Source organism: Paraburkholderia sp. GAS42, assembly GCF_050436565.1.
Lineage (GTDB): Bacteria > Pseudomonadota > Gammaproteobacteria > Burkholderiales > Burkholderiaceae > Paraburkholderia.
Window position 1 is genome coordinate 383,915 of the sequence record NZ_JBNDML010000001.1, and the last position, 24,754, is coordinate 408,668.

Annotated in this window: 24 protein-coding genes; 7 read left to right on the forward strand and 17 right to left on the reverse strand. The window is 62.8% G+C overall.

Features of this window, described 5'->3' with window-relative positions; translation table 11 throughout:
- The first annotated feature begins 3 nt into the window (after positions 1-3).
- The 3 genes from gatB (at position 4) to P3T16_RS01780 (ending at position 3,311) form a co-directional block, all read left to right on the forward strand.
- On the forward strand, positions 4-1,479 hold the full coding sequence (gatB, locus tag P3T16_RS01770; protein WP_429340948.1) for an Asp-tRNA(Asn)/Glu-tRNA(Gln) amidotransferase subunit GatB: 1,476 nt from the start codon (positions 4-6) through the stop codon (positions 1,477-1,479).
- Positions 1,480-1,648: 169 nt separating this feature from the next.
- Positions 1,649-2,488, forward strand: a complete 840-nt coding sequence (locus P3T16_RS01775) for a PPK2 family polyphosphate kinase (protein ID WP_429340949.1) — start codon at positions 1,649-1,651, stop codon at positions 2,486-2,488.
- A 49-nt stretch (positions 2,489-2,537) separates the two neighbouring features.
- Positions 2,538-3,311, forward strand: coding sequence for an exodeoxyribonuclease III (locus P3T16_RS01780; protein WP_429340950.1), 774 nt, complete (start codon positions 2,538-2,540; stop codon positions 3,309-3,311).
- Between the two features lie 33 nt (positions 3,312-3,344).
- Here the strand turns inward: P3T16_RS01780 and P3T16_RS01785 are convergent, their stop codons facing one another.
- From P3T16_RS01785 to argB, 8 genes are all read right to left on the reverse strand, one after another.
- Positions 3,345-4,496 carry a M48 family metallopeptidase gene (locus P3T16_RS01785; protein ID WP_429340951.1) on the reverse strand — a complete coding sequence of 384 codons (1,152 nt, stop codon included), beginning with the start codon at positions 4,494-4,496 and terminating at the stop codon, positions 3,345-3,347.
- A complete protein-coding gene (locus P3T16_RS01790; RefSeq protein WP_429340952.1) occupies positions 4,493-5,887 on the reverse strand; it encodes an AmpG family muropeptide MFS transporter in 1,395 nt (464 codons plus the stop codon). Before P3T16_RS01790 ends, P3T16_RS01785 begins: the two co-directional genes overlap by 4 nt.
- 14 nt (positions 5,888-5,901) lie before the next feature.
- Positions 5,902-6,510 carry a methionine biosynthesis protein MetW gene (metW, locus tag P3T16_RS01795; RefSeq protein WP_429255079.1) on the reverse strand — a complete coding sequence of 203 codons (609 nt, stop codon included), beginning with the start codon at positions 6,508-6,510 and terminating at the stop codon, positions 5,902-5,904.
- Positions 6,507-7,652 carry a homoserine O-succinyltransferase MetX gene (gene metX / locus P3T16_RS01800; RefSeq protein WP_429340953.1) on the reverse strand — a complete coding sequence of 382 codons (1,146 nt, stop codon included), beginning with the start codon at positions 7,650-7,652 and terminating at the stop codon, positions 6,507-6,509. The genes metW and metX overlap by 4 nt, the downstream gene beginning before the upstream one ends.
- A gap of 315 nt (positions 7,653-7,967) precedes the next feature.
- Entirely contained in the window at positions 7,968-8,549 is a 582-nt protein-coding gene (locus P3T16_RS01805) for an HdeD family acid-resistance protein (protein WP_429340954.1), read from the reverse strand.
- Between the two features lie 102 nt (positions 8,550-8,651).
- Positions 8,652-9,323 carry a nucleoid occlusion factor SlmA gene (slmA, locus tag P3T16_RS01810; RefSeq protein ID WP_429255076.1) on the reverse strand — a complete coding sequence of 224 codons (672 nt, stop codon included), beginning with the start codon at positions 9,321-9,323 and terminating at the stop codon, positions 8,652-8,654.
- Entirely contained in the window at positions 9,290-10,081 is a 792-nt protein-coding gene (locus P3T16_RS01815; RefSeq protein ID WP_429341057.1) for a pyrimidine 5'-nucleotidase, read from the reverse strand. The genes slmA and P3T16_RS01815 overlap by 34 nt, the downstream gene beginning before the upstream one ends.
- Positions 10,082-10,260: 179 nt before the next feature.
- On the reverse strand, positions 10,261-11,160 hold the full coding sequence (gene argB, locus P3T16_RS01820) for an acetylglutamate kinase (RefSeq protein WP_133661492.1): 900 nt from the start codon (positions 11,158-11,160) through the stop codon (positions 10,261-10,263).
- Positions 11,161-11,455: 295 nt separating this feature from the next.
- Between argB and P3T16_RS01825 the strand changes: the two genes are divergently transcribed.
- From P3T16_RS01825 to P3T16_RS01835, 3 genes are read left to right on the forward strand one after another with little or no spacing between them, the layout of a single operon-like run.
- Positions 11,456-11,701, forward strand: coding sequence for a cysteine-rich CWC family protein (locus tag P3T16_RS01825; RefSeq protein ID WP_429255075.1), 246 nt, complete (start codon positions 11,456-11,458; stop codon positions 11,699-11,701).
- A gap of 20 nt (positions 11,702-11,721) precedes the next feature.
- Positions 11,722-13,065, forward strand: a complete 1,344-nt coding sequence (locus tag P3T16_RS01830) for an ATP-binding protein (RefSeq protein ID WP_429340955.1) — start codon at positions 11,722-11,724, stop codon at positions 13,063-13,065.
- Positions 13,062-13,604: a response regulator transcription factor gene (locus tag P3T16_RS01835; RefSeq protein ID WP_429340956.1), complete on the forward strand. Its 543-nt coding sequence runs from the start codon at positions 13,062-13,064 to the stop codon at positions 13,602-13,604. Before P3T16_RS01830 ends, P3T16_RS01835 begins: the two co-directional genes overlap by 4 nt.
- A 116-nt stretch (positions 13,605-13,720) precedes the next feature.
- On the opposite strand, the gene hslU is transcribed toward P3T16_RS01835, so the two are convergent.
- The 9 genes from hslU to P3T16_RS01880 all read right to left on the reverse strand — a co-directional run bounded on the left by hslU (position 13,721) and on the right by P3T16_RS01880 (position 23,080).
- On the reverse strand, positions 13,721-15,067 hold the full coding sequence (gene hslU / locus P3T16_RS01840) for an ATP-dependent protease ATPase subunit HslU (RefSeq protein WP_429340957.1): 1,347 nt from the start codon (positions 15,065-15,067) through the stop codon (positions 13,721-13,723).
- Positions 15,068-15,076: 9 nt separating this feature from the next.
- Positions 15,077-15,613: an ATP-dependent protease subunit HslV gene (hslV, locus tag P3T16_RS01845; RefSeq protein WP_429255071.1), complete on the reverse strand. Its 537-nt coding sequence runs from the start codon at positions 15,611-15,613 to the stop codon at positions 15,077-15,079.
- A 339-nt stretch (positions 15,614-15,952) separates the two neighbouring features.
- Positions 15,953-16,372 (reverse strand): RNA polymerase-binding protein DksA, encoded by a 420-nt coding sequence (dksA, locus tag P3T16_RS01850; RefSeq protein ID WP_228875512.1) that lies wholly within the window; start codon positions 16,370-16,372, stop codon positions 15,953-15,955.
- 577 nt (positions 16,373-16,949) lie between these two features.
- Positions 16,950-18,023: a CobW family GTP-binding protein gene (locus tag P3T16_RS01855; RefSeq protein ID WP_429340958.1), complete on the reverse strand. Its 1,074-nt coding sequence runs from the start codon at positions 18,021-18,023 to the stop codon at positions 16,950-16,952.
- A gap of 167 nt (positions 18,024-18,190) precedes the next feature.
- On the reverse strand, positions 18,191-19,393 hold the full coding sequence (locus P3T16_RS01860) for a class I SAM-dependent rRNA methyltransferase (RefSeq protein WP_429340959.1): 1,203 nt from the start codon (positions 19,391-19,393) through the stop codon (positions 18,191-18,193).
- 124 nt (positions 19,394-19,517) lie between these two features.
- Positions 19,518-20,441 carry a tyrosine recombinase XerC gene (gene xerC, locus P3T16_RS01865; protein WP_429340960.1) on the reverse strand — a complete coding sequence of 308 codons (924 nt, stop codon included), beginning with the start codon at positions 20,439-20,441 and terminating at the stop codon, positions 19,518-19,520.
- A gap of 14 nt (positions 20,442-20,455) precedes the next feature.
- Positions 20,456-21,172, reverse strand: coding sequence for a DUF484 family protein (locus P3T16_RS01870; protein WP_429340961.1), 717 nt, complete (start codon positions 21,170-21,172; stop codon positions 20,456-20,458).
- A gap of 59 nt (positions 21,173-21,231) precedes the next feature.
- Complete coding sequence (dapF, locus tag P3T16_RS01875; RefSeq protein WP_429340962.1) at positions 21,232-22,098, reverse strand: diaminopimelate epimerase; 867 nt, start codon at positions 22,096-22,098, stop codon at positions 21,232-21,234.
- A gap of 97 nt (positions 22,099-22,195) precedes the next feature.
- The gene (locus P3T16_RS01880) at positions 22,196-23,080 is read right to left on the reverse strand and encodes a lipid A biosynthesis lauroyl acyltransferase (protein ID WP_429340963.1); all 885 of its coding nucleotides are present in this window, start codon (positions 23,078-23,080) and stop codon (positions 22,196-22,198) included.
- Positions 23,081-23,358: 278 nt separating this feature from the next.
- Between P3T16_RS01880 and metK the strand changes: the two genes are divergently transcribed.
- Complete coding sequence (metK, locus tag P3T16_RS01885) at positions 23,359-24,546, forward strand: methionine adenosyltransferase (protein WP_429255064.1); 1,188 nt, start codon at positions 23,359-23,361, stop codon at positions 24,544-24,546.
- Positions 24,547-24,754 lie beyond the last annotated feature (208 nt).

Genomic DNA, 24,754 nt, shown 5'->3' on the forward strand with positions numbered 1-24,754 from the left:
TCCATGACCACGCAATGGGAAGTCGTTATCGGTCTTGAGACGCACGCGCAGCTGTCGACCGTCTCCAAGATTTTTTCCGCCGCGTCGACGCAGTTCGGCGCCGCGCCCAACACGCAAGCCGCGCCTGTGGATCTCGCGCTGCCGGGCACACTGCCCGTGATGAACCGCGGCGCCGTCGAACGTGCGATCCGCTTCGGTCTCGCGATCGGCGCGACGGTTGCGCCGCGCAGCATCTTCGCGCGCAAGAATTATTTCTATCCGGATCTGCCGAAGGGCTATCAGATCAGCCAGTACGAGATTCCGGTCGTGCAGGGCGGACAGGTCACGATTCAGGTGCCTGCCAACGAGAAAACCGGCAAGGAAGCGTACGAGAAGACCGTCAACCTGACGCGCGCCCACCTCGAAGAAGATGCGGGCAAGTCGCTGCACGAAGACTTCGCGGGCATGACTGGCATCGACCTGAATCGCGCCGGCACGCCGTTGCTCGAAATCGTCACCGAGCCGGAGATGCGCAGCGCCGCCGAAGCCGTCGCGTACGCAAAGACGTTGCATACGCTCGTCGTATGGCTCGGCATCTGCGATGGCAACATGCAGGAAGGCTCGTTCCGTTGCGATGCGAACGTGTCGGTGCGTCCTGTTGGTCAGGAGAAATTCGGCACGCGTGCCGAGATCAAGAACCTGAACTCGTTCCGCTTCCTCGAAGAAGCGATCCAGTACGAAGTGCGCCGTCAGATCGAACTGATCGAAGATGGCGGCACGGTAGTGCAGGAAACACGTCTCTACGATCCGGATAAACGCGAAACGCGTTCGATGCGCAGCAAGGAAGACGCGCACGATTACCGGTATTTCCCCGATCCCGACCTGATGCCGCTGATGATCGATGCAGCGTGGATCGAGCGCGTGAAGGGCGAGATGCCGGAACTGCCGGAAGCGATCCAGACGCGCTTCGTCGAACAGTACGGTCTCACGCCGTACGACGCGGGCGTACTGACGTCGAGCAAGGCGACGGCCGCTTACTACGAAGCGCTGGTCCAGAAACTTGGCGCCGCACAGGCCAAGGTCGCGGCAAACTGGCTGAACGGCGAGGTGTCGTCGCAACTGAATCGCGAAGGCCTCGATATCGCGGAAAGCCCGGTTTCGTCCGCACAGCTTGCGCTGCTGCTGCAACGTATTGTCGACGGCACGATTTCCAACAAGATCGCAAAGGAAATTTTCCTCACAATCTGGGAAGAAAAAGCCACCGATGAAGCCGCTGCCGATCGCATCATCGAAGCGAAGGGCCTGAAGCAGATTTCGGATACCGGCGCGCTCGAAGCGATCATCGACGAAGTGCTCGCCGCGAACGCGAAGTCGGTCGAAGAATTCCGCGCGGGCAAGGAGAAGGCGTTCAACGCGCTGATCGGCCAGGCCATGAAGGCGACGAAGGGCAAGGCGAATCCGCAGCAGGTCAACGAACTGCTGAAGAAGAAGCTTGGCTGACGAGGGCCGGGCAAGCTGGGCTGAGTTGAAGTGAAGGGGTAGCCGGAGCGTTTTGAGCGTGTGTAGCAGCGTCTCCGGTCATGACGGGCTGTTGCCGGACGAAGGTTAAGGCAGCGGCCCGTTTCCTTTTGTCGACCACCGATTGACGTCGTCTACAAAGAGAATCTGCATGGCAAAGAATCCCGAACTCGACGATTTCCGTGTCCCTTATATCGATGAAGGCAAGAAGGCCGCGAAATTCGCACTCAGCGATTTCGACCCCGGCGTGAAGCCTTTTTCAACTGGCTCGAAAGACGGCGACCGCGACCGTCTTGCTGCAATCGGCGCGCAGCTGAACAACCTGCAGGAACGGTTGCACGCGCAACGTGTGCGACGCGTGCTGCTGGTGCTGCAGGGCATGGACACGAGCGGCAAGGACGGCACGATCCGCGCGGTGTTCCGTGACGTCGATCCGCTCGGTTTGCACATCGTGCCGTTCAAGGCGCCTTCGATGATCGAGGCTGCGCACGATTTTCTGTGGCGCGTCCACGCGCAGGCGCCGGCTGCCGGCGAACTGACGATTTTCAACCGCAGCCATTACGAAGACGTGCTCGTGCCGCGCGTGCTCCGCGAAATCGACGCCGACGAATGCGCGCGACGCTATCGTCAGATCCGCGAGTTCGAAGCGCTGCTCGTGGACAGCGGCACGACAATCATCAAATGCATGCTGCACATTTCGAAGGACGAGCAGCGCCGGCGCCTGCAGGCACGCATCGACGATCCAACGAAGCACTGGAAGTTCGACGTCGCCGATCTCGACGCGCGCAAGTTGTGGGATAGATATCAGGGCGCCTATCAGGACGCGCTCGCGGCGACATCGACCGATTACGCGCCGTGGTACGTGATTCCGGCCGATTCGAAGACGCATCGCAACGTGATGGTCGGCGAACTGCTGCTGCGCGCGTTTGAAGGGTTGAAGCTGGAATATCCGCCCGCAAAAGATTCGCTGAAGGGCCTGAAAATCGAATGACGCCGCTTCCGACGGCCTGCTGCAAACCATCAAACAACAAGGAAACGACATGCTGCGTGTGATTACCGCCAACCTCAACGGCATCCGTTCGGCCGCCAAAAAAGGCTTCTTCGACTGGTTCCGCGATCAAAGCGCGGACGTACTGTGCGTGCAGGAAATCAAGTGCTCGCAGGACGACATGACGCCCGAATTCCTCGCACCGCACGGTTACACAGGCTACTTCCAGCACGCCGTGAAGAAGGGCTACAGCGGCGCGGGCGTCTACACGCGCGTCGAACCGGACGAAGTAGTGATCGGCTTCGGTAGCGACGAATTCGATGCTGAAGGGCGTTACGTGGAAGTGCGCTTTGGCAATCTGTCGGTGGTGTCGGTGTATGTGCCGTCGGGGTCGAGCGGCGAGGAGCGGCAGCAGGCGAAATACCGCTTCATGGACGTGTTCATGCCGCACCTCGACGCGCTTCGCAAGGAACGCGAAGTGATCGTGTGTGGCGACGTGAACATCGTCCACAAGGAAATCGACATCAAGAACTGGAAGGGCAACCAGAAGAACTCAGGCTGCCTGCCGGAAGAGCGCGCGTGGCTGACAAAGCTGTTCGATGATGTTGGCTACGTCGACGTGTTCCGCACGCTGGATCAACGTCCCGAGCAGTACACGTGGTGGAGCAACCGCGGTCAGGCGTATGCGAAGAACGTCGGGTGGCGGATCGATTACCAGATCGCGACGCCGGGCATCGCCGGCAAGGCAAAGCGCACTGACGTATTTCGCGAGATCAAGTTCAGCGACCATGCGCCGCTAACGGTCGACTACGATCATCCGGCCTGAAGCCCACGCCGGTTTGCCGCGAAGCGCGGTTTTTCAGTCGGCCGCGAATTTGCGCTTCGGGCGGCCGATGCCAGCGTAGTCCGGCAACGCATCGACGGTTTTGCCGATCGCCTTCGCATAGAGCGGCAGCATGTCGGGCAGGCGTTTCATGATGTCCGCGCGGCGCGCCGGCGTGTACGGGTGCACGTAGATGAAACCCTGCCCACGGTTGGCGCGCGTCGACACCGCCAGCTTGTCCCACAGCGTGATCGCTGCGCGCGGGTCGAAACCCGCGCGTGACGCGATATCGCTGCCGATCACGTCGGCTTCGGTTTCGTCGGTGCTCTCGTATTTCATTTCGAGCAGCTGCGTGCCGATACCAAGTGGCGCCGCGCCGAGATCGGCGAGGCCGAAAAGCTGCGGAATCGGCCCCGAACCGAGTTGCGCGGCCTGCTGTTCGCCGAGGCGCTCGCGCGCATGCTCGCGCAACGCGTGCGCGATTTCATGGCCGAGCAGCATGCCGAGTTCGTTGTCGTTCAGGCGCACGCGGTCGAGCAGGCCCCCATACACGACGACCTTCCCGCCCGGCAGGCAGTACATCCGGATATCCGGCGACTTCACGACGGCAACGTCCCACTTCCAGGTCTTCGCGCGCTCGTTCCACTTCAGCGAGAAGGGAACCAGCTGGTCGATGATTGTCCGGATGCGTTTGGCGTGCGCGTCGGTGGCGGGATAGAGGCGGCCCGCATGACCCGCGCCGCGTGCGATTTCGTCGAATTCGCCAGTCGCCTGCGATTCGAGCATCGGCGACGGAATCAGGTTGCGGAATACAGCCGGATTGCCGTAGCGGATCGACTGGCTCGGGCCGTACGCGGTCTGTGTAGCCGGTGGCGTCGTGGCGCCTGGCGTTGAGGTTGAGGTAGCCGAAGCGCCGGAAGCGCCTGAGGCCGCGGAAACCGGCGGTGCGGCGCTTGCCGTGCGCGCGGCCGGCGCGCTCGCCGTTTCGGGTGCGCTGACGGTGGCATTGGCAGGCGCATCGGCTGCAAACACAGCGTGCGACAGCATCTGCGAACCACCCAGGCACGCGCCGACAAACGCGAACGTGCGCGCCGCGTCAGCAGTGCCTCGAAGCACCGCGTGCAGCAGGGATGGATTCGCGCGCGGTTCGCTCGAACCCACCGCGCGCAGCGGGGCGGACGCGGTCACGACTGCGTTCTCCAGGGTGCGATCCGGAACAAAAGTAACATGCCGGGCACCGCGAGCGCCGTACACACCAGAAAGTACGTGAACCAGCCGATCTCCGCGACGACATAGCCGCTCGCCGCCGAAGCCAGCGTGCGCGGCACCGAAGCGAGGCTCGTGAAGAGCGCGAACTGGGTGGCCGTGTAGCGCGGATCGGTGGTGCTGGCGATATAGGCGGTGAAGGCCGCCATCGTAAGACCGGTCGCAAAAGTCTCGAACCCGTACACGAGCGCCAGCGCGACCGACCGCGGATCGAGCTGCACCGTCCAGTCGATGCCGACCCAGGACAGCAGTTTCGTCGTCCCCTGGCTCGCCACCACGGCGAAATCGTAGATCGCCGCGAGAGCAGGCGAATCCGGCCCGAGATGCGCGAGCCACGCGAAGCCGAGCGTCGACACCATCTGCAGGAGGCCGAAAATCCACAACCCGCGACCGATGCCAATCTTCATCAGCCAGACTCCGCCGATGATCCCACCTGCGAGACTCGCGCCGAACGCGGTGGTCTTCGCGATCACGCCGATCTGCGTGCGCGAGAAGCCGATATCGAGGAAGAACGACGTGGACAGCGTAGTCGCCATCACGTCGCCGAGCTTGTAAAGGAAGATGAAGCCGAGCACGAAGAGCGCGCCCTTCCAGCCGTCGCGCAGGAGGAATTCGCGGAACGGCAGCACGATGGCGTCGCGAAGGTTCTTCGGCGGCGCGCCGTGCACTTCGGGTTCGCTGACCAGCAAGGTCATGATCATCCCCGGCAGCATGAACACGGCCGTGACGACAAAGACGGTGGTCCACGGCAGGTGATCAGACAGGATCAGCGCGAGCGAGCCCGGCACGAGCGCGGCGATCTTGTACGCATTCACGTGCACGGCGTTGCCGAGACCCTGCTGCGTATCGGTGAGCAGTTCGCGCCGGTAAGCGTCGATCACGATGTCCTGACTCGCGCCGAAGAACGCGACTAGCGCCGTCAGCGCGGCGACCGTCCAGATCGCATCACGCGGCGAGACAAAACCGAGCGCCGCGATCGCGCCTGCGACGAGAATCTGCGTGACGAGCATCCAGCCACGTCGCCGCCCCGGACGCCAGGCCGGCAGACGCGGCAGATAGCGGTCCATCAGCGGCGCCCAGATGAATTTCCATGTGTACGGGAACTGGATCAGCGCAAAAAGGCCGATTTCCTTCAGATTGACGCCTTCGGAGCGCAACCAGGCCTGGACCAGATAGACGAGCGTGAAAAGCGGCAACCCCGACGTGAAGCCGAGGAAGACGCAAATCAGCATGTGTTTGTTAAAAAACGCACGCCAGCCAGGGTGATCTTCGTGAGCGGAAAGTGCGGGCGCCTCGTGTGGCGGGTTCGACATGTGGATAGTTTGCGTTAGCTTTTCTTGACCCGATAGACCGCAAGACTACCACGCCAGTTCTCGCCCCAACGGACGGCCTGGCCGCCGTGCAGCACCACGCGATCGAGGATTTCGATGCCGACTTCCGGCGCCAGCGCCTCGAAATCCTTGATCGTCAGCACCCGCACGTTCGGTGTGTTGTGCCACTGGAACGGCAGCGATTTCGATACCGGCATCCGACCCTGCAACACCGAAAGACGGTGCGACCAGTAACCAAAATTCGGAAACGACACGATGCACTCGCGGCCGACGCGCACCGTCTCGCGCAGGATCGCGGCGGTCTGGTGGATCGTCTGCAAGGTCTGCGACAGGATCGCGAAGTCGAAACTGCCGTCTTCGAACAGGCGCAGGCCGTCTTCCAGATTCTGCTGGATCACGTTGACGCCGTTTTTCGTCGACGCCAGCACGCCGGCGTCGTTGATCTCGATGCCGTAACCGGAGACTTCGAGTTCTTCTGTCAGCAGCGACAGCAGCGAGCCGTCGCCGCAGCCGAGATCGAGCACCGTCGAGCGCGGCTCAACCCAGCGGGCGATCGCGCGGAAGTCAGGCCGCGTCGCAAGATAATCGAGAGCGCGCTGGTTCATGCGTTCACCTCGTTGGCAATGCGTTCGTAATAGGCGCGCATCAGGTTGTGATAGCGGGCGTCGTCGAGCAGGAAGGCGTCGTGGCCGTGCGGCGCATCGATTTCGGCGTACGTCACCGTACGTTTGTGGTCGAGCAACGCCTTCACCAGTTCGCGCGATCTCGCGGGCGCGAAACGCCAGTCAGTGGAAAAACTCGCGATCAGGTATTTCGCCGTCGTGTGCGCGAGCGAGGCGGTCAGGTCGCCGTCGAACGCTTTCGCCGGATCGAAGTAGTCGAGCGCGCGGGTGATCAGCAGGTACGTGTTGGCGTCGAAGTAGTCGGCGAACTTGTCGCCCTGATAGCGCAGATACGATTCCACTTCGAATTCGACGTCGAAGTTGAAGTTGTACGCGTCGAGCGCGCCTTCCGCGCGGCGTAACGCGCGGCCGAATTTGGCGGCCATGTCGTCGTCGGACAGATAGGTGATGTGGCCGATCATCCGCGCGACGCGCAAACCGCGTTTCGGCTTCACGCCGTGCGCGTAGTAATTGCCGCCGTGGAAGTCGGGGTCCGACAGGATCGCCGAGCGCGCCACTTCGTTGAAGGCGATGTTCTGCGCGGAGAGCTTCGGCGTCGACGCGACGACGATGCAGTGCGCGACGCGCTCCGGATACATCATGCTCCACGCCAGCGCCTGCATGCCGCCGAGGCTGCCGCCCATCACCGCTGCGAAACGCTCGATGCCGAATTCATCGGCGACACGTGCCTGCGCATTCACCCAATCTTCGACCGTCACGACCGGAAAGCTCGCGCCGTACGGCTGCTGCGTCGACGGATTGATGCTCATCGGGCCCGTCGAGCCGAAGCACGAGCCGAGATTGTTCACGCCGATCACGAAGAAGCGGTTCGTATCGAGCGGCTTGCCGGGGCCGACCATGTTGTCCCACCAGCCGATGTCCTTCGGATCGTCCACATAGACGCCCGCGACGTGATGCGACGCGTTGAGCGCGTGACAGACAAGCACCGCGTTGCTGCGCGCGGCATTGAGCGTGCCGTAGGTTTCGACCATCAGGTCGTAACCGGCGAGCGAGCTGCCGTTCTGCATGAGCAGCGGCTCGGAGAAATGCATTTTTTGGGGAGCGACGATGCCGATCGATTCCATTCATTCCGCCTTTTAACGACTCTGGGCGGCTAGATGGTGTCGGCGATGCGCGAAAAGACGAAGATATGCGCGGCTGACGACCTCTTTAGCCGCATTTGTAGTGAACCGCGGGAACATTCCCGGCAGGTTCGCGCGCCCGCAATCGAGTCAGCAAATCGGCGCGTCATTCATCCAGCGAGTGACTGCGGCTACAACGTCGAATACCGCAATCAGGCACAAATTATAGCGGAAAGTTTTCGGGACAGCGGTGCGCGCTGTCCCGTGGCGTTGCGATCCGGGCGCCCGGATCGCACCTGGTTCGATGAGTTTCGGCGCTCAGGCCGTCAGCCGCCGCTGGAAACGTCGCAACTGGATGGCCGCGAACGCCATCAGGATGCCGTACACGATCGCATAGCTGCCGATCAGCCACACCACCGACAGCACGCCCACCGGATAGACGCACATCACGATGAGCAGGCCGACAACGACCGACAGGCATCCCGACAGGCCGATCAGCCAGGGGTGCGCCTGCGCGCGACGATACTGGATGGCGTAAATGATCTCGAAGGCGCCGACGATAAACGCCCAGTAGCCGATGATCATCACCAGAACGATGACCGCGGCGCCAGGCCAGAAGAGCGCGGCGAGGCCTGCCAGAATGCCAGTCAGTCCGACCAGCACGTACATCCATCGACGGCTACCGGTGCCACCTGCGCCGTACACCAGCGCAAATGCGCCATCGACGACGGCGTAGGCGCCCCACACGATCACGAGCGAAGCTAACGTCAGGTCGGGCCAGAGGAAAGCGAGCACGCCGAAAATGACCGCGACGATGCCACGAAGCAGGAGCCATCCCCAGTGAGCCGAAAGCGCGGAAAGGCCGGGCGGCAACGCAGACAGGACAGGACGATTCATCATTATGTGTTCTCCCAGGTTTTTTGAACGCGGCGCGAGAGGCCGCCACGCATCGTTGCACAGGGCACGAAGCGTCGATCTCAAAAACCGGGAGGGTTTGGCGCGTTACTGAAGGATCAACAGCAGCTGTGCTTCGGCGTGTTCGCCGGGCGCGCGCGAGAAGCCGCTGCGGGCGAAGCGGTGCCAGCGCCCGATGATGTAGCTGACCAGCAGACTGGCGCGAACAGCGGGGTCGTAGTCCGCGGGCAGCGGAACAGAGGCGCTGTCGGCCTGCGTGTTCGCATCCATCAGCCCGAGTCGCAGGCATTGTTTCAGCGAGGCTTCGACGCGCTCCAGCATCTGGCTCACGCGTTCCGCGAGCCGCTCATGTTCGCCGACGAGCGCTTCGCCCGTCAGCACACGTGTCATGCCGGGATTCTTTGCGGCGAAGTTGAGCAGCATGAGCGCGATCGAGCGCGCCTGGAGCACGCCGTTCGGCTCCTTCGACACGATCTGGTTGATGAGCCCGAAGATCGATTGTTCGATGAATTCGATCAGGCCTTCGAACATCTGCGCCTTGCTGGCGAAATGCCGGTAAAGCGCGGCTTCCGACACACCGAGGCGCGCAGCCAGCGCGGCGGTGGTGATCTTTTCGCCCTTGGGCGTCTCCAGCATCGCCGCGAGCGTCTGGAGGATATGGACGCGCCGCTCGCCCGGCTTCAGTCGCGGCGCGCGGGTGCTGCCGGTGCTGTGATGCGCGTCGTCTACTGGCGGGTCATCTCTGTCAGTCGGCTGCATGTCTGTCGCCTTTTCAGTCGCCCCGAGCGGGTGCCCGATCGCAGTGATTTTAACGAACGAATCGACCAGTCGACATAATGCGGTCGGCCCGTGCCCGGCCGGCGCGTCGGGACGCCTTCCGGACGGCTTTGCGTCGGCAGGTGGCCGGTGATCCACACCGTGCGGATGCCGAGTTGCCGGTAATTTTTCAGATGGCTGCGCGTGTCTTCCACGAGTATTGCGTCGGCGAGCTTGACGTGCGCGTCGCGCATGGCCCGGCGCAGCATCGCCGAATCGGGCTTCGCGCGCCAGCCGCGACGGTCGCGCATATGCTCGATCGCGATCACGCGCTCGAACAGCCGCCCGATGCGCAGTTCTTCGAGCACCGCGCGCGCATAGGTTTCCGGCGCGTTGGTCAGCACGATCTTGCGTCCCGGCAGCGCCTTGATGAGACGCGCGAGACCGCGCTCGGCGCGCAGCATCGCCGGCAGATCGGGGAAGGTGTGCACCACCTTGAGGAAATCGTGCGGATCCACCGGATGATGGCGTGTCAGGCCCAGCAGCGCGGCGCCGTAGCGCTGCGTGTAGCCGGTGCGCAGACGGTTTGCTTCGTCACGCTCGACCTGCAGGGCATCGATGATGTACTGCGTCATCGCCAGATTGATCGCCGGGAAGATCGCGTGCGATGCGTGATGCAGCGTGTTGTCGAGGTCGAAGAGCCACACCGGCGTGCCGCCGGCGATAGGCGGCCGACGGCGTTTGGGACGGGAAGGACGCATCATGCTGGCAGATGAAGCCGTGGAGGGCTCGCGGAAGGCCGTGCTTGGGGGGCCGTTTTAAAGGCGGCTGTGAAGACCAGATCGCGGGCCGGTGGATAAGCGCGCCGCCGTCGCCCGCTGGCGACACGCTGCGCGGCACGGTACGCGCACGGCTGCGCGCACCGTGTTTCATGATGCGCTCAATGCGAGCGGATCATCGTGCCGAACGGCTGTTCGGTCAGGATTTCGAGCAGCACCGAGTGCTCGATGCGGCCGTCGATGATATGCACCGAGCGCACGCCGCTCTTCGCCGCGTCGAGCGCCGACGAGATCTTCGGCAGCATGCCGCCCGAGATCGTGCCATCCGCGAACAGCGAATCGATTTCGCGCGCCGACAGATCGGTCAGCAGGTTGCCTGCCTTGTCCATCACACCGGGGATGTTGGTCATCATCACGAGCTTTTCTGCGTTCAGCACGACAGCCAGCTTGCCCGCGACCAGATCCGCGTTGATGTTGTACGAGAGGCCGTCTTCGCCGAAGCCGATCGGCGAGATGACCGGAATGAACGCGTCGTCCTGAAGCGCCTTGACCACCGCCGGATTGATCGCCTCGACTTCGCCGACCTGACCGATGTCGACATACTGGCCGGGATTGTCGCGATCCGGCATCAGCATCTTGCGTGCGTGGATGAGGCCGCCGTCCTTGCCCGTCAGACCGACCGCATGGCCGCCGAAATGATTGATCAGCGTGACTATGTCCTGCTGCACTTCGCCGCCGAGTACCCATTCGACGACTTCCATCGTCTCTTCGTCGGTCACGCGCATGCCCTGGATGAACGTGCCCTGCTTGCCGATCTTCTTGAGCGCCTGGTCGATCTGCGGGCCGCCGCCGTGGACGATCACCGGGTTGATGCCGACCAGCTTCAGCAGAATGACATCGCGCGCGAAGCCCTGCTTCAGGCGCTCTTCGGTCATGGCGTTACCGCCGTATTTGATGACCACGGTCTTGCCGTGATACTGGCGGATGTAAGGGAGCGCCTCGGCCAGAATTTCGGCCTTCAGGGTGGGCGCAATCTGCGAAAGGTCTGGGAGCTCGGACATGGCGGCAGAATCAGGCAGGGCAGTTGAAACAAGGCCGAATTGTACAGGACTGGCGCGCTGCAACAGGGTTTTCGACGAGCGCCGTGGCGGCGCGCCGGACGAGTGTCGTGCAGTGCGCAACGGGCGGTCGGCCCTGCGCACTGGCGTGCCTGCCCGACGCGGCGTGGCATGCATTTTTCCGCGACGTTCCTGGAGGGCCGGCCGATGCCTGGAAACTGGCCGAACGGCCGATCACTGGCCGCCCGCGAGACGTGGCATTATTCCTGTGACTCCCTGACAGCTTCATCCTTTTGCCATGAACCCGTCTGGTTCTGCGTCCGGTACTTCTTCGAAAGACGTGGTCAGCGTCCGCTGTCCACGCTGCGGCGTGTCGTTCGACTGCGGCGCGCAGGCGAAAACCGTCGCGTGCTGGTGCCGTGCGATGCCAGCCTTGCCCAGAGAGCGGCTCGAACCTGGCAGCGGGTGTCTGTGCCCGGAATGTCTCGCCGACGAAATCGCGAGCGTTCAGCGTGGCGGCACGCCAGGTGCCGCCAGCGGCTGACTGACGGGTAAACTGGCGGCATGCACCGCATAACCAACACCGGCCGGGTCAACCTCGGACACCTTTTCTGGCTGCGAAGCTTCGCCATCATCGGCCAGCTTGGCACGATCGCGGTCGTCCAGTTTCTTTTCGGCGTCCATCTGCCGTTACCCGCGATGCTGCTTGTGATCGCGCTCGAAGTGCTGTTCAACGGGCTGACGTGGATCCGCGTGGCGCGCGAGAAGCCTGAATCCAATCTCGAACTCTTCGGCCAGATCTGGGTGGATCTCGGCGCTTTGTCGGCGCTGCTGTTTCTGTCGGGCGGCACGACCAATCCGTTCGTGTCGCTTTATCTGCCTTCGCTCGCGATCGCGGCCGCCGTGCTGCCGTGGTATCTGATGGCGTGGCTCGCGGCATTCGCGGCGGCGTGCTATGCCGTGCTCGGCTTTGATTCCGTGCCGCTCAATCTCGACAATCCGGCGAACCTGTTCGAGTACTACCGCGCGGGCATGTGGGTCAACTTCATGGTGAGCGTCGGGCTGATCGCGTGGTTCGTCGCGCGGATGTCGCGCGCCTTGCGGCTGCGCGATACCGCGCTGGGCGACGCCCAGCAGCGGCTGCTGCGGGATGAACGCGCCGTGGCGCTGGGTGTGCAGGCCGCCACCGTCGCGCACGAGATCGGCACGCCGCTGTCGACGATCGCGATGCTCGCCGAAGAACTGCGCGACGCGGCGCGCACCGACAAGGGTCTCGCGCCGTATTCGGCGGATATCGCGCTGCTCGAACAGCAGATGGCGCTGTGCACGTCGGCGCTTGCGCGGCTGCGCAGCCGTGCATCGTCGACGGGTAGCCGTCTGACGGTCGGTGAGTGGCTGACGTCGTTCGCCGAGCAGTGGCGGCTGCGGCATCCGCATGTCAAATTCGAGCGTCCGGGTTCGCCGCCCGACCACGTCAGTCTTGACGATACGGTCGCGGTCGGCCAGATTCTCACGATCCTGCTCGATAATGCAGCGCGCGCGAGCCGCGATCACGTGACGCTGACTGCCAGACTGACGGCGCGCGGCGACATGATCGAATTCGAAGTGTGCGATGCGGGCCCCGGCATTCCGCCGACGCTGCGCCATTCGCTGGGCTCGATGCCCGTCGACAGCACGCAGGGCGGCCATGGCGTCGGACTTTATCTGGCGTTTTCGGCCGCGACGCGGTTGCGCGGGTCGATCGAATTAAGCGATATCAACGACACAAGGCCGCGCGGGACGCGCGCTGTGCTGCGGCTGCCGGTGGGCGGCACCGCGGGGCTTCCCGGCGCGGCGCAGACGGCGGCTGGCCAGGCCGGCGCGAACCGCAACGGTTCCGCACCTACCAATACGGAGAAACAGGCATGAGCGACATGAATTTTCTGGTCATCGACGATGACGAAGTGTTCTCCGGCATCCTCGCGCGCGGTCTGACGCGGCGCGGCTTCACGGTCGCCGAGGCGCACAACGCCGACGAAGCGATCAAACTCGCGAACCAGCAGAAGTTCGGGCAGATCACGGTGGACCTGCATCTGGGCGACGATTCCGGCCTGAGCCTGGTCGCGCCACTTCGCGAACTGCAGCCAGACGCACGCATGCTCGTGCTGACGGGTTACGCGAGCATCGCCACGGCCGTGCAGGCCGTCAAGGACGGCGCCGACAACTATCTGGCGAAGCCGGCCAACGTCGAGTCGATTCTTTCGGCGCTTCAAAGCGAAGCGAGTGCGTTGCAGGCCGAAGAGGCGCTGGAGCACCCGGCGCCGCTATCCGTCGCACGGCTCGAATGGGAACACATCCAGCGCGTGCTGGCGGAAAACGGCAACAATATCTCGGCGACGGCGCGCGCGCTGAACATGCACCGCCGCACGCTGCAGCGCAAGCTGGCGAAGCGGCCTGTGCGGCAGTGATGTCTGACTCTTGAAGCGTGGCGCTGATGGCAAAACGGGCGGCCTGGCATGGCCGCCCGTTTTGTTCCGGCGTGATGCGGATCGATCAACACATCACCGGGCCTCGCCTCGCCACATCACAGAACGTAGCGCGACAGGTCCTCGTCGTCGGCGACTTCGTTCAGCGCGCGATCGACATACGCCGCATCAATCATGACGTTCGTGCCCGCATGATTGCCGGCGGAAAACGACACTTCTTCAAGCAGCTTTTCGATCACCGTGTACAGACGCCGTGCGCCGATGTTCTCCGTCTTCTCATTCACCGAGAACGCGATTTCCGCCAGTCGACGGATGCCGTCGTCCGCGAAATCGAGATGCACGTCTTCAGTCGCGAGGAGCGCCTGATACTGTTTGACGAGACTGGCGTCAGTCGCGACAAGTATCGACTCGAAGTCTTCCACCGACAGCGAATCCAGTTCGACGCGAATCGGGAAACGACCCTGCAACTCAGGAATCAGATCACTCGGCTTCGCCAGATGGAACGCGCCGCTCGCGATGAACAGCACGTGATCGGACTTCACCATCCCGTACTTCGTGCTGATGGTAGTGCCTTCGACGAGCGGCAACAGATCGCGTTGCACGCCCTGACGCGACACTTCCCCTCCGCCCGCTTCGTTACGTGACGCGATCTTGTCGATTTCGTCGAGGAACACGATGCCGTTCTGCTCGACGTTGCGCACGGCCATCGCCTTCACTTCTTCGTCGTTGAGCATCTTGCCGGCTTCTTCGTCAGTGAGAAGTTTCAGCGCTTCCTTGACCTTCAGCTTGCGACGCGTTTTCTTGCCGCCGCCGATGTTCGCAAACATCGAACGGATCTGCTCGGTCATGTCTTCCATGCCCGGCGGCCCCATGATGTCCATGCCGACTTGCGGCTGCTCGACGTCGAGTTCGATTTCCTTGTCGTCGAGAAGACCTTCACGCAGACGTTTGCGGAAGGTCTGACGCGTGGTGCTGCTTTCGTCCATCGTGTCCGCGGCGCTCGAGCTCGCGCCAAAACCGACCGGACGTGCCGTGGGCAACAGGATGTCGAGAATGCGGTCTTCGGCCTGATCTTCAGCCTTCGTGCGGACCTTGCGCATTTCGGTTTCACGCGTCTGCTTGATGGAGATTTCCATCAGGTCGCGCATGATGCTGTCCACGTCGCGGCCGACGTAACCGACCTCGGTGAACTTCGTTGCTTCGATCTTGATGAACGGCGCATCCGCCAGCTTGGCGAGACGACGCGCGATTTCGGTTTTGCCGACGCCCGTTGGTCCGATCATCAGGATGTTCTTCGGCGTGATTTCCTGGCGCAGCGGTTCTTCGACCTGCTGACGACGCCAGCGGTTGCGCAGCGCGACGGCGACCGCTTTCTTCGCGCGGTCCTGACCAATGATGTGTTTATCAAGTTCCGAGACGATCTCGGCAGGAGTCATGGTGCTCATCGTGGGTCCTTACTCGATCGTCTCGATGACGCGGTTATGGTTCGTGTAGATACACATGTCGCCAGCAATCTCCAGCGACTTCTCGACGATCTCGCGCGGTGACAGCTCCGTGTTGCCGGCAAGTGCCGTGGCCGCCGCCTGCGCGTACGCACCGCCGGAGCCGATTGCGCAGATGCCGCCTTCGGGATCGAGCACATCGCCGTTACCGGTAATGACGAGCGTGGTGTGTGCGTCGGCGGTAATCAGCATTGCTTCGAGACGGCGCAGCATGCGGTCGGTGCGCCAGTCTTTGGCGAGTTCGACGGCGGCACGCGTGAGGTTGCCCTGGTGTTTTTCGAGCTTGGCTTCGAAGCGGTCGAGCAGCGAAAAGGCGTCGGCTGTGCCGCCGGCGAAACCGACCAGCACCTTGCCGCCGTAGATGCGCCGAACCTTTTTCGCGCCGCCTTTCATGACGATATTGCCCAGCGTCACCTGGCCGTCGCCGCCGAGCGCGACCTGGTCGCCGCGCCGCACGGAAACGATCGTCGTGCCGTGAAATTGCTCCATATGCGTTCCTTTTGCAAAACGGGAAGGACGCAGCAGCGCTCTGCGCCACTACTTGAATCCAGGTAAGCGGACGGCGCGCAACGCAGACAACCAGCCGAAAGCGCGCGCGCTCGTGCAACGCATGTCCGATTTATTTTAGGGCGTGCGGCAGCATATCAAGAGTCGGCCGAATGGCTAACGGTGGAAAAAGACGGAAAAGCGCGGGAGAAGATGGGGCCGAAACAACCATGCGCGCAGGCGCGAGAGCACGCATTGCAAAAGAAAAAAGGCGCACGGAACACCGTGCGCCTCTCGACGAAGCAGCGTGTTGGGGCGCGGGCCGAAGCCGCGCCGCGGCGGTCAGTCGCCGAACAGCTTCTGGCGCAGTTCGCGGCGTTCCTGCGCTTCGAGCGACAGGGTTGCCGTGGGCCGCGCGAGCAGACGCGGAACACCAATCGGTTCACCGGTTTCTTCGCACCAGCCATAGTCGCCCGAATCGATGCGTGCGAGCGATTGCTGAACTTTCTTCAGCAGCTTGCGTTCGCGGTCGCGCGTGCGCAGTTCCAGCGCATGCTCTTCCTCGATCGTCGCGCGATCGGCCGGGTCCGGCACGATCACTGTTTCACGCAGGTTTTCGGTCGTCTGGCCGGCATTGCGGAGAATTTCCGCCTGCAGCTGTTCGAGCTTGTTCTTGAAGAAAGCGAGCTGATCCTCATTCATGTAATCCTTGTCGCTCATCTTCAGGATTTCGGCTTCGGTCAAGAGTCGTTTCGTCGTCATCTGGCTTGCTTCTTCAATGTGAGGCAAAACTCATACGTATTGCCCGCTCTTTCGTGTTGCCCGCAAAGACGCCTTTAATCGCACTCAGTCGAGCGCTGGCGAACACGGACGGTGGGCTGTCGTGACGCCAAAGGCGCCGATGCGGGGCCGAACTCCTCTGGAAACCGGTCTACAGATGCTCCTGAGGCATTACTTCTACCGGCAGCGCGCTCCCCGAAACCGGCGTGCCGGCCGGCATGTCGGCGTGATTTCCGGATGAGATTTTCCGGCGCCGTGTGTACCCGGTACGGGCTGCGATGTCCCGGGCATTTCGTTGTCATTCTCCAGTGGGCACGTATTGTAACTGAATCACAATCCGGTACGACAAGCGGGGGAAATCCCTGCTGCCACTGTCGATATCGTGAAAATATAACGCGCTAATGACCAAAAAGCGATGGTCGTGCACGGTTTTACGCAACAGGGTTTTCACGCGCCTTTCACATATACCGCATTTTGAGCGGCCCGATGGGACTGGCGTGACCAGATTCAGCCAGTTTCGGGCCGCTTTTTTCTTTGGCGCGGCGTTGCAGCCTCAGTCTCAGGCCAGACAGGCGTCGAGGCCGTCGGTAATCAGGTCTCGCGGCAATTCAATGCCGATGAAAACCATCTTGCTGTTTTTCTTTTCGATCGGTTGCCATTTCGACGCCAGATCGCTGCCCATCATCTGGTGCACGCCCTGGAACACAACCTTGCGATCGACACCCTTCATGTACAGCACGCCCTTGTAGCGCAGCAGGCGTTCGCCGTAAATCTGCAGGATGCCGCCGAGGAAGTCTTCCAGCCGGTTCGGATCGAACGGGCGCTCACTGCGGTAGACGAACGATTTGATCTTGTCGTCGTGGTGAGCGTGGTGGTGCCTGGCGTGGCCGTGATCGTGACCTTCGTGGTCGCACTGGCCGTGATCGTGGTCGCAATCCGCATGATCATGGTCATGGTCGTGATGCGCATGGTCGTGCTCATCTTCAGCGAGGAAATCCGGATCGATTTCGAGCTTCGCGTTCAGGTTGAAACCGCGCAGATCGAAAATTTCCTTGATGTCGGCTGCGCCGAAATTGACGACCCTGATCGCCGCTTTCGGATTCATGTGCAGCAGACGATGGCGCAGATCGCCAATCGCCTCTTCGTCAACCAGATCCGCCTTCGTGATGAACAGACGATCCGCAAAACCCACCTGACGCTGCACGACTTCATGCTCGTCGAGCTGGAGATCGGCGTGCTTCGCGTCGACGAGCGTGATGATCGCGTCGAGCAGGAATTCGTCGGCAATCTGGTTATCCATGAAGAACGTTTGCGCCACCGGGCCCGGATTGGCGAGGCCCGTGGTTTCGATCACGACGCGGTCGAAATCCAGTTCGCCGGCCTGCTTTTTCGCGGCCAGATCGCCGAGCACGCGCGCGAGGTCGCCGCGGATCGTGCAGCAGATGCAGCCATTGCTCATCTGGATGATCTGTTCATTGGCGTCCTGCACGAGGATTTCGTTGTCGATGTTTTCTTCGCCGAACTCGTTCTCGATCACGGCGATCTTCATGCCGTGCTTTTCGTTCAGGATGCGCTTGAGCAGCGTGGTTTTGCCGCTGCCGAGAAAGCCGGTGAGGATGGTAACGGGGATCATGTTGTCTGCCTGTTAAATGCGTGAATCAGGTGCGGGGCCGCGCGCGGGCGGCCACTCGATCGGTCAGTAATTGAAACATATCTGTCAAGGCGCCGCTGGCGGCAGCCTTAAAACCGGGTTTTCGCCGAACGTTCGCCGGGCGGGAAATATCCCGAAACTATGGGCGATCAGGCAATTTGCAACAATAGGCCTTTCAGATATTCGCCTTCCGGGAACGCAGTCAGCAGGGGGTGATCGACGCCCGCGCCGAGGCGCTTCAGGATGCGCGCGTCGACCCGCGCGTCCGACGCCGCGCTGGAGACGATCTTCTGGAACAGCTCGGCGTCGATCGCGCCCGAACACGAATACGTGAACAGGAGGCCGCCCGGACGCAGCAGCTTCAGGCCGGTCAGATTGATGTCCTTGTACGCACGGGCCGCGCGGTCCACATGTTCGCGCGACGGCGCGAATTTCGGCGGATCGAGCACGATCAGGTCGAAACGTTCCCCTTCGTCGTAGAGGCGGCGCAACGTCTTGAACGCGTCGGCGTCGAGCCAGACGGCGCGCGCCGCATCGAAACCGTTGGCCTCGACGTTTTGCTGCGCAAGCGCGAGCGCCTCGCCGGACGAATCGATCGACACCACCCGTTTCGCGCCGCCCTTGAGCGCCGCCAGCGAAAAGCCGCCGGTGTAGCAGAAGCAGTTCAGCACGTCGCGGTCCTGCGCAAACTGCTGCACGAGCGCGCGATTGTCGCGCTGGTCGACGTAGAAGCCCGTCTTGTGGCCGTTGCGCACGTCGACGTGATACCGCACGCCGTTTTCGGCTGAGATCAGCGTGGCCGGCGGCGCGTCGCCGGCGAGCACGCCGGTCGTCTGTTCGAGGCCTTCCTTCTCGCGAATCGACACGTCGGAGCGCTCGTAGACGTTCGGGCAGCCCGTCGCGCCCGTCAGCGCCGCGACGATCGCTTCTTTCCACGCCTCGACGCCCGCGGCCATGAACTGGCAGACGATCTGGCCGCGCATCGTGTTGTCGTCCGCGATGTAGTAGTCGACGATCAGGCCGGGCAGGCCGTCCGCTTCGCCGAAAATCAGCCGCACGGCGCCGGTGTTCTGCACCATCTTCTGACGATGCGCGAGTGCGCGCTGCACGCGGCGCTTGAAGAATGCGTGATCGATGGGTTCGGCCTCGTCGAAGCTCCACACGCGCGCGCGGATCTGCGAGTGCGCGCTGTACGCCGCGCGCGCGAGAAACCGGCCGTCGTGCGCGCGGACGGTCACGGTCGCGCCCGAAGCAGGCTCACCGTCAACGCGATCGATCGCGTTCGCGTAGACCCACGGATGCCGGCGCAGCAGTGACTTCTCTTTAGACGATTTCAGCGTAACGGTAATCATGGTTTGACTTTGCGAAGGATGCCATGTGCGGACAATTGCGCGCGCATCGGGCTGCCCGGGGCGGCGCAGGAAGATGTGTGGCGCGGGCTGCGCGCCGCAGTGCAGGCGCCGGAGAGAGTGGGTCCTAGTCGCGCTTTTTCGCGCGCGGATGCGCCTGATCGTAGACCCGCGCCAGATGCTGGAAATCGAGCGCCGTGTACACCTGGGTCGCGGTGATGCTCGCGTGACCCAGCAGTTCCTGCACGGCACGCAGGTCGCCGCTCGATTGCAGCACGTGCGTGGCGAACGAGTGACGCAACACGTGCGGATGCACATTCGCCGGAATGCCAGCCAGCATCGCGGCGCGCTTCACGCGGTCGCGCACGACGTTCGGCGACATCCGGTTGCCGCGCGCGGAAAGAAACAGCGGATGCGGATCGTGCTTGACGAACTCGCCGCGCACCGCGATCCAGGCGCGCAGTGCGTCTAGCGCCTTCGCGCCGACCGGCACGACGCGACGCCGGTTGCCCTTGCCGAGCACCTCGACTTCGGTCGCGTCGAGTTTGAACCAGCCTGCCGATCGATAGCCGTCGACGTCGGCGAACGCGACGTCCAGCCCGACCAGTTCCGACAGCCGCAACCCCGACGAGTAGAACAGTTCCAGCATCGCGTGATTGCGCAAGCCTTCGGCGGTGCCGGCGGTGGGCGCTTCCATCAGCGTGTGGGCGTCGTCAACGGAAAGCGCTTTTGGCAGCGTTTTCGCCTGCTTCGGCGCACGCACGGTCGCGACCGGATTCACCGGCAGATCGATGCGCCCGGCGAGCCAGCGATAAAACGCCCGCCACGACGAAAGCCGATGCCCGATCGATCGCGCCGACAACCCGCCTGCGTGCGCCCTTGCGACTGCGCCGCGGATATCGGTTGCGGTGAGCTGCTCGAACGGACGGCCGTTCGCGAGCTTCTTCAGTTCGTCGAGTTCGTGCGTGTAGCCGCGCAGCGTGTGCGCCGACAGCCGTCGCTCATGCTCGAGGCTTGAGAGATACGCGGCGACGGGATCGGCGAGGTTCACGTGGCTGGCTGGTGTCAGCGCGGCAGCAGACGGCTCAGCGCCGCACTGGCGAGTGCGCCGATCTGCGTGAGGAAGTCGGTGGCCATGCCGTCGTGAAAGCGTCGCGTGTCCGGTGAGCCCATCACGAGCAGACCGAACACGCTGGCGTCCGCGGCTGCTTCCGGGTCGCGCAGCGCGAGCAGCGCAATCGAGCCGGTGGTTGCGGCGGCGGGTTCCTCACCTGAAACGCCCTCATCCGGCACTGCCGCGACCGCAGGTGCGAGCCACTGCGCCGCCTCGAAACCGGTATTTGCGCCGCAATACGGCGTGGCGAGACTGTTGGCGAAAATGCGCACTTCCTCGCCGACATGCCGCGCGAATTCCGCGTGCGCGTACGGCTCGGCGACGTCCCACACGCGCAGTGCCGCCTGCGGTACGTCGAAAATGTCGCGCAGGCCGTTCGAGATCGTGCGCGGCAGCGCGTGCGGATCGCGTTCGGACATCACGCGCGTTGTCCAGCGGCTGAATTTCGCGGCGATGCTGTCGTTTTCGTGACCGTAACGCAGCAGTTCAGCGAGACGCCGTTCGAGGTGTTTATTCTTGTCGCGCAGCATTTCCATCTGCCGTTCCTGCAGCGACACAGCCGCTTTCCCGTGCGGATTCGCCAGGCGGATGGTCGCGAGCATTTCCGCGTGTTCGGCGAAAAAATCAGGGTTGGCAAGCAGGTATTCGGCGACTTCGCGATCGTTCATGGTTTCGGCTTAAGAGATGCGCGGGGCGTGGTGTTGTTGATTATGGATTCTGTTTGCAGCTAGTCGGCCAGTTCGATCTCGCCTTCGAACACGGTCGTGGCCGGTCCGGCCATCAGGAGCGGCGCGCGCTCATCCCGGGCGCCGTTCCATGTGATGGTCAGCACGCCGCCATGCGTGTGCACCGTGACGGGCGAATCGAGCAGCCCACGACGAATGCCGGCCGCAACGGCCGCGCACGCGCCCGTGCCGCACGCGAGCGTTTCGCCCGCGCCGCGCTCGTAGACGCGCAGTTTGATCTCGTTGCGCGCGACGATCTGCATGAAGCCGGCGTTCACCTTCTGCGGAAAACGCGGATGTTTTTCGATCACCGGGCCATCGACGCCGACGGCAAAGGCTTCGACGTCATCGACGATCTGCACCGCGTGCGGGTTGCCCATCGACACCACCGAAATCTCACGCGTCGTGCCGTTCACGTCGAGCGGCCAGAGCGTGTCGTTGCCTTCGCGACGGCCTTCGAGGCCAGTGGCATCGAATGGCACGCGCGACGGCTCGAACACCGGGCTGCCCATATCGGCGGATACCTCGCCGTTGTCCTGCATCGTCAACGTGGCGAAGCCGTTCTGCACCTCTACGCGCACCGTGCGCTTTTCCGTGAGGTGCGCGTCGCGCACGAATTTCACGAAGCAGCGCGCGCCATTGCCGCAATGCTCGACTTCGCCGCCATCGCAATTGAAGATCCGATAACGGAAATCGACGCCTTCCACCGTGGGCCGTTCAACGAGCAGCAGTTGATCCGCGCCGATGCCGAAATGACGGTCGGCGAGCGCGCGCACCTGCGCCTCTGTCAGCGTGACAGGTTGCGTGTAGCCGTCGAGCACGACGAAGTCATTGCCCGCGCCGTGCATTTTGGTGAATTTGAGTTTCATCCCACTATTGTAAGGGACGCGCGTGCGCGCGCGTCGATGGCAATTGCTGCGTTAGCCATCCGGCCAGGTGTGCGACGCGTCATGCCGCTGGCAGGATTCAATAAACGCCCGGCTCGCCCGGCGGACGCGTCTTGAAGCGCTTGTGCAACCAGTAATACTGTTCGGGCATCTTCGGAATCAGCTCTTCGAGGAAGGCGTTCATGCGGCGCGCGTCGAGATCGTCGTCGCCGGTGGGGTAATTTTCCCACGGCTTGAATACCTTCAGACGATAGCCCTTGTAGTTCGGCAGCACCTCGCCGATGAACGGCAGCACCTGCGCGTGGCCGACCTTGGCCAGCCGGCCTACCGCGGTGAGCGTACACGCCGGCACGCCAAAGAAGGGCACGAACGTCGAATTGCGCATGCCATAGTCCATGTCGGCGCCGAGCATCACCGGTTTGAGGTCGCGCAGCCAGCGCAGCACGATGCGCGCGCTGTCCGCGCGGCTCGCCAGTTCGGCGCCGAAACGGCCTCGCGCCGCTTTCGCGACGGCTTCGAGTTCCGGATTCGACATCGGCTGATAGAGCGAACCGCAGGTCCTTTGCAGCGCGTAGTTGATGAAAATCGAGCCGGCCTCGATGCCCACGAAGTGAAAGCCCAGAAGCAGCGTCGGCGGCATGTCGGGGTCGGTGAGATCAACTTCGCTGTCGACCTGCACCAGTTTCTCGAGCTTCTTCGCCGAGGCGAACCACTGAACGCTGCGTTCGAGATAGCTGCGGATTGCGTGGCGGAAGTGCTTCTGTGCGACATCTTCACGGCGCGCCTCGCTCCATTCGGGGAAGCACAGCTTGAGGTTGATGTGGACGATACGCTTGCGCCGGCTCGGGATCTGGTAAAGCAGCCAGCCGAGGCCGTCTCCAAGACGTGCGATGAACCCGTACGGCAGCAGCGCGAATAATTTCAGCAGGCCGATGGCGAGCTTTGTGCCATAGCGACTCAGCATGCGGCTTCCCCATGTGGGGCGTAGCACGGAAGGGCCTTCAGAAAATCAGTAAAAAGGACGTAATACATCACGCGAGGGTACTCTGTGACATTTGAAAGAAGTCGCTATAATAAGGGCTTCGCCGAGTTAATAGACAACTTGCGGGGCGAAGCTGGCAGGCGCCAACTCAATGTTTGCGCGCCTGACGGTCTGTAAATCCGCTAAAGCGTCGCCGCTTCAGGCTCCCGAAGCTGGCTACGTGAAACTCAAACCGTAACCACATAACAGGAGTCTGCAACGTGGCAAACGATTACTTTTTTACCTCCGAATCGGTTTCCGAAGGCCATCCGGACAAGGTCGCCGACCAGATCTCGGACGCGATTCTCGACGCCATCCTGAAGCAGGACAAATACTCGCGTGTTGCAGCGGAAACGCTGTGCAACACCGGTCTCGTCGTGCTGGCTGGCGAAATCACCACGACGGCCAACGTCGACTACATCCAGGTCGCGCGCGAAACGATCAAGCGCATCGGCTACGACAACACGGATTACGGCATCGACTACCGCGGCTGCGCGGTGCTCGTCGCGTATGACAAGCAGTCGCCGGACATCGCGCAGGGCGTGGATCGCGCACACGACAACAACCTCGATCAGGGCGCCGGTGACCAGGGCCTGATGTTCGGTTACGCATGCGACGAAACGCCGGAACTGATGCCGTTGCCGATCCACCTGTCGCACCGCCTCGTCGAGCGCCAGGCCAATCTGCGCCGCGACGGCCGTCTGCCGTGGCTGCGTCCGGACGCAAAGTCGCAGGTCACCGTGCGTTACGTCGACGGCAAGCCGCATTCGATCGATACGGTCGTCCTGTCCACGCAGCACGCACCGGACATCGAACTCGCGACGCTGCGCGAAGCCGTGATCGAAGAAGTCATCAAGCCGACGCTGCCGGCTGAACTGATCAAGGGCGACATCAAGTTCCTCGTGAATCCGACCGGCCGGTTCGTGATCGGCGGCCCGCAAGGCGACTGCGGTCTGACGGGCCGCAAGATCATCGTCGATACGTACGGCGGCGCAGCACCGCACGGCGGCGGCGCGTTCTCGGGCAAGGATCCGTCGAAGGTCGACCGTTCGGCAGCTTATGCCGGCCGTTACGTCGCGAAGAACATTGTTGCTGCCGGCCTCGCGTCGCGCTGCCTGATCCAGGTGTCGTACGCAATCGGCGTTGCGAAGCCCACTTCGGTGATGGTCAACACATTCGGCACGGGCCGCGTGTCGGACGCAATGATCACGCGTCTGGTTCAGGAACACTTCGATCTGCGTCCGAAAGGCATCGTCCAGATGCTCGACCTGCTGCGTCCGATCTACGAAAAGACCGCTGCTTACGGCCACTTCGGCCGCGAAGAGCCGGAGTTCTCGTGGGAATCCACCGACAAGGCGCTCGCGCTCGCGGAAGCGGCTGGCACCGAACCGGTTGCCGCGCTGGCCTGATTCCGGTCGCGCACGAAGTTCGCGCTTCATGCAAAAAACCCCGCCGGCTCGCGCCGTGCGGGGTTTTTTTATTGTGCGTCGCGAATGCGCGGCGTCGGCCTGTGGTTAGAGACGCCGGGCGACGCAAAGGGCACGAAAAGTGAGGCAGACGCTTTACGGCGCGTGGCCGTCTGGCGTGCCCTCGTGTGGTTCACGCCTCACACGGCCT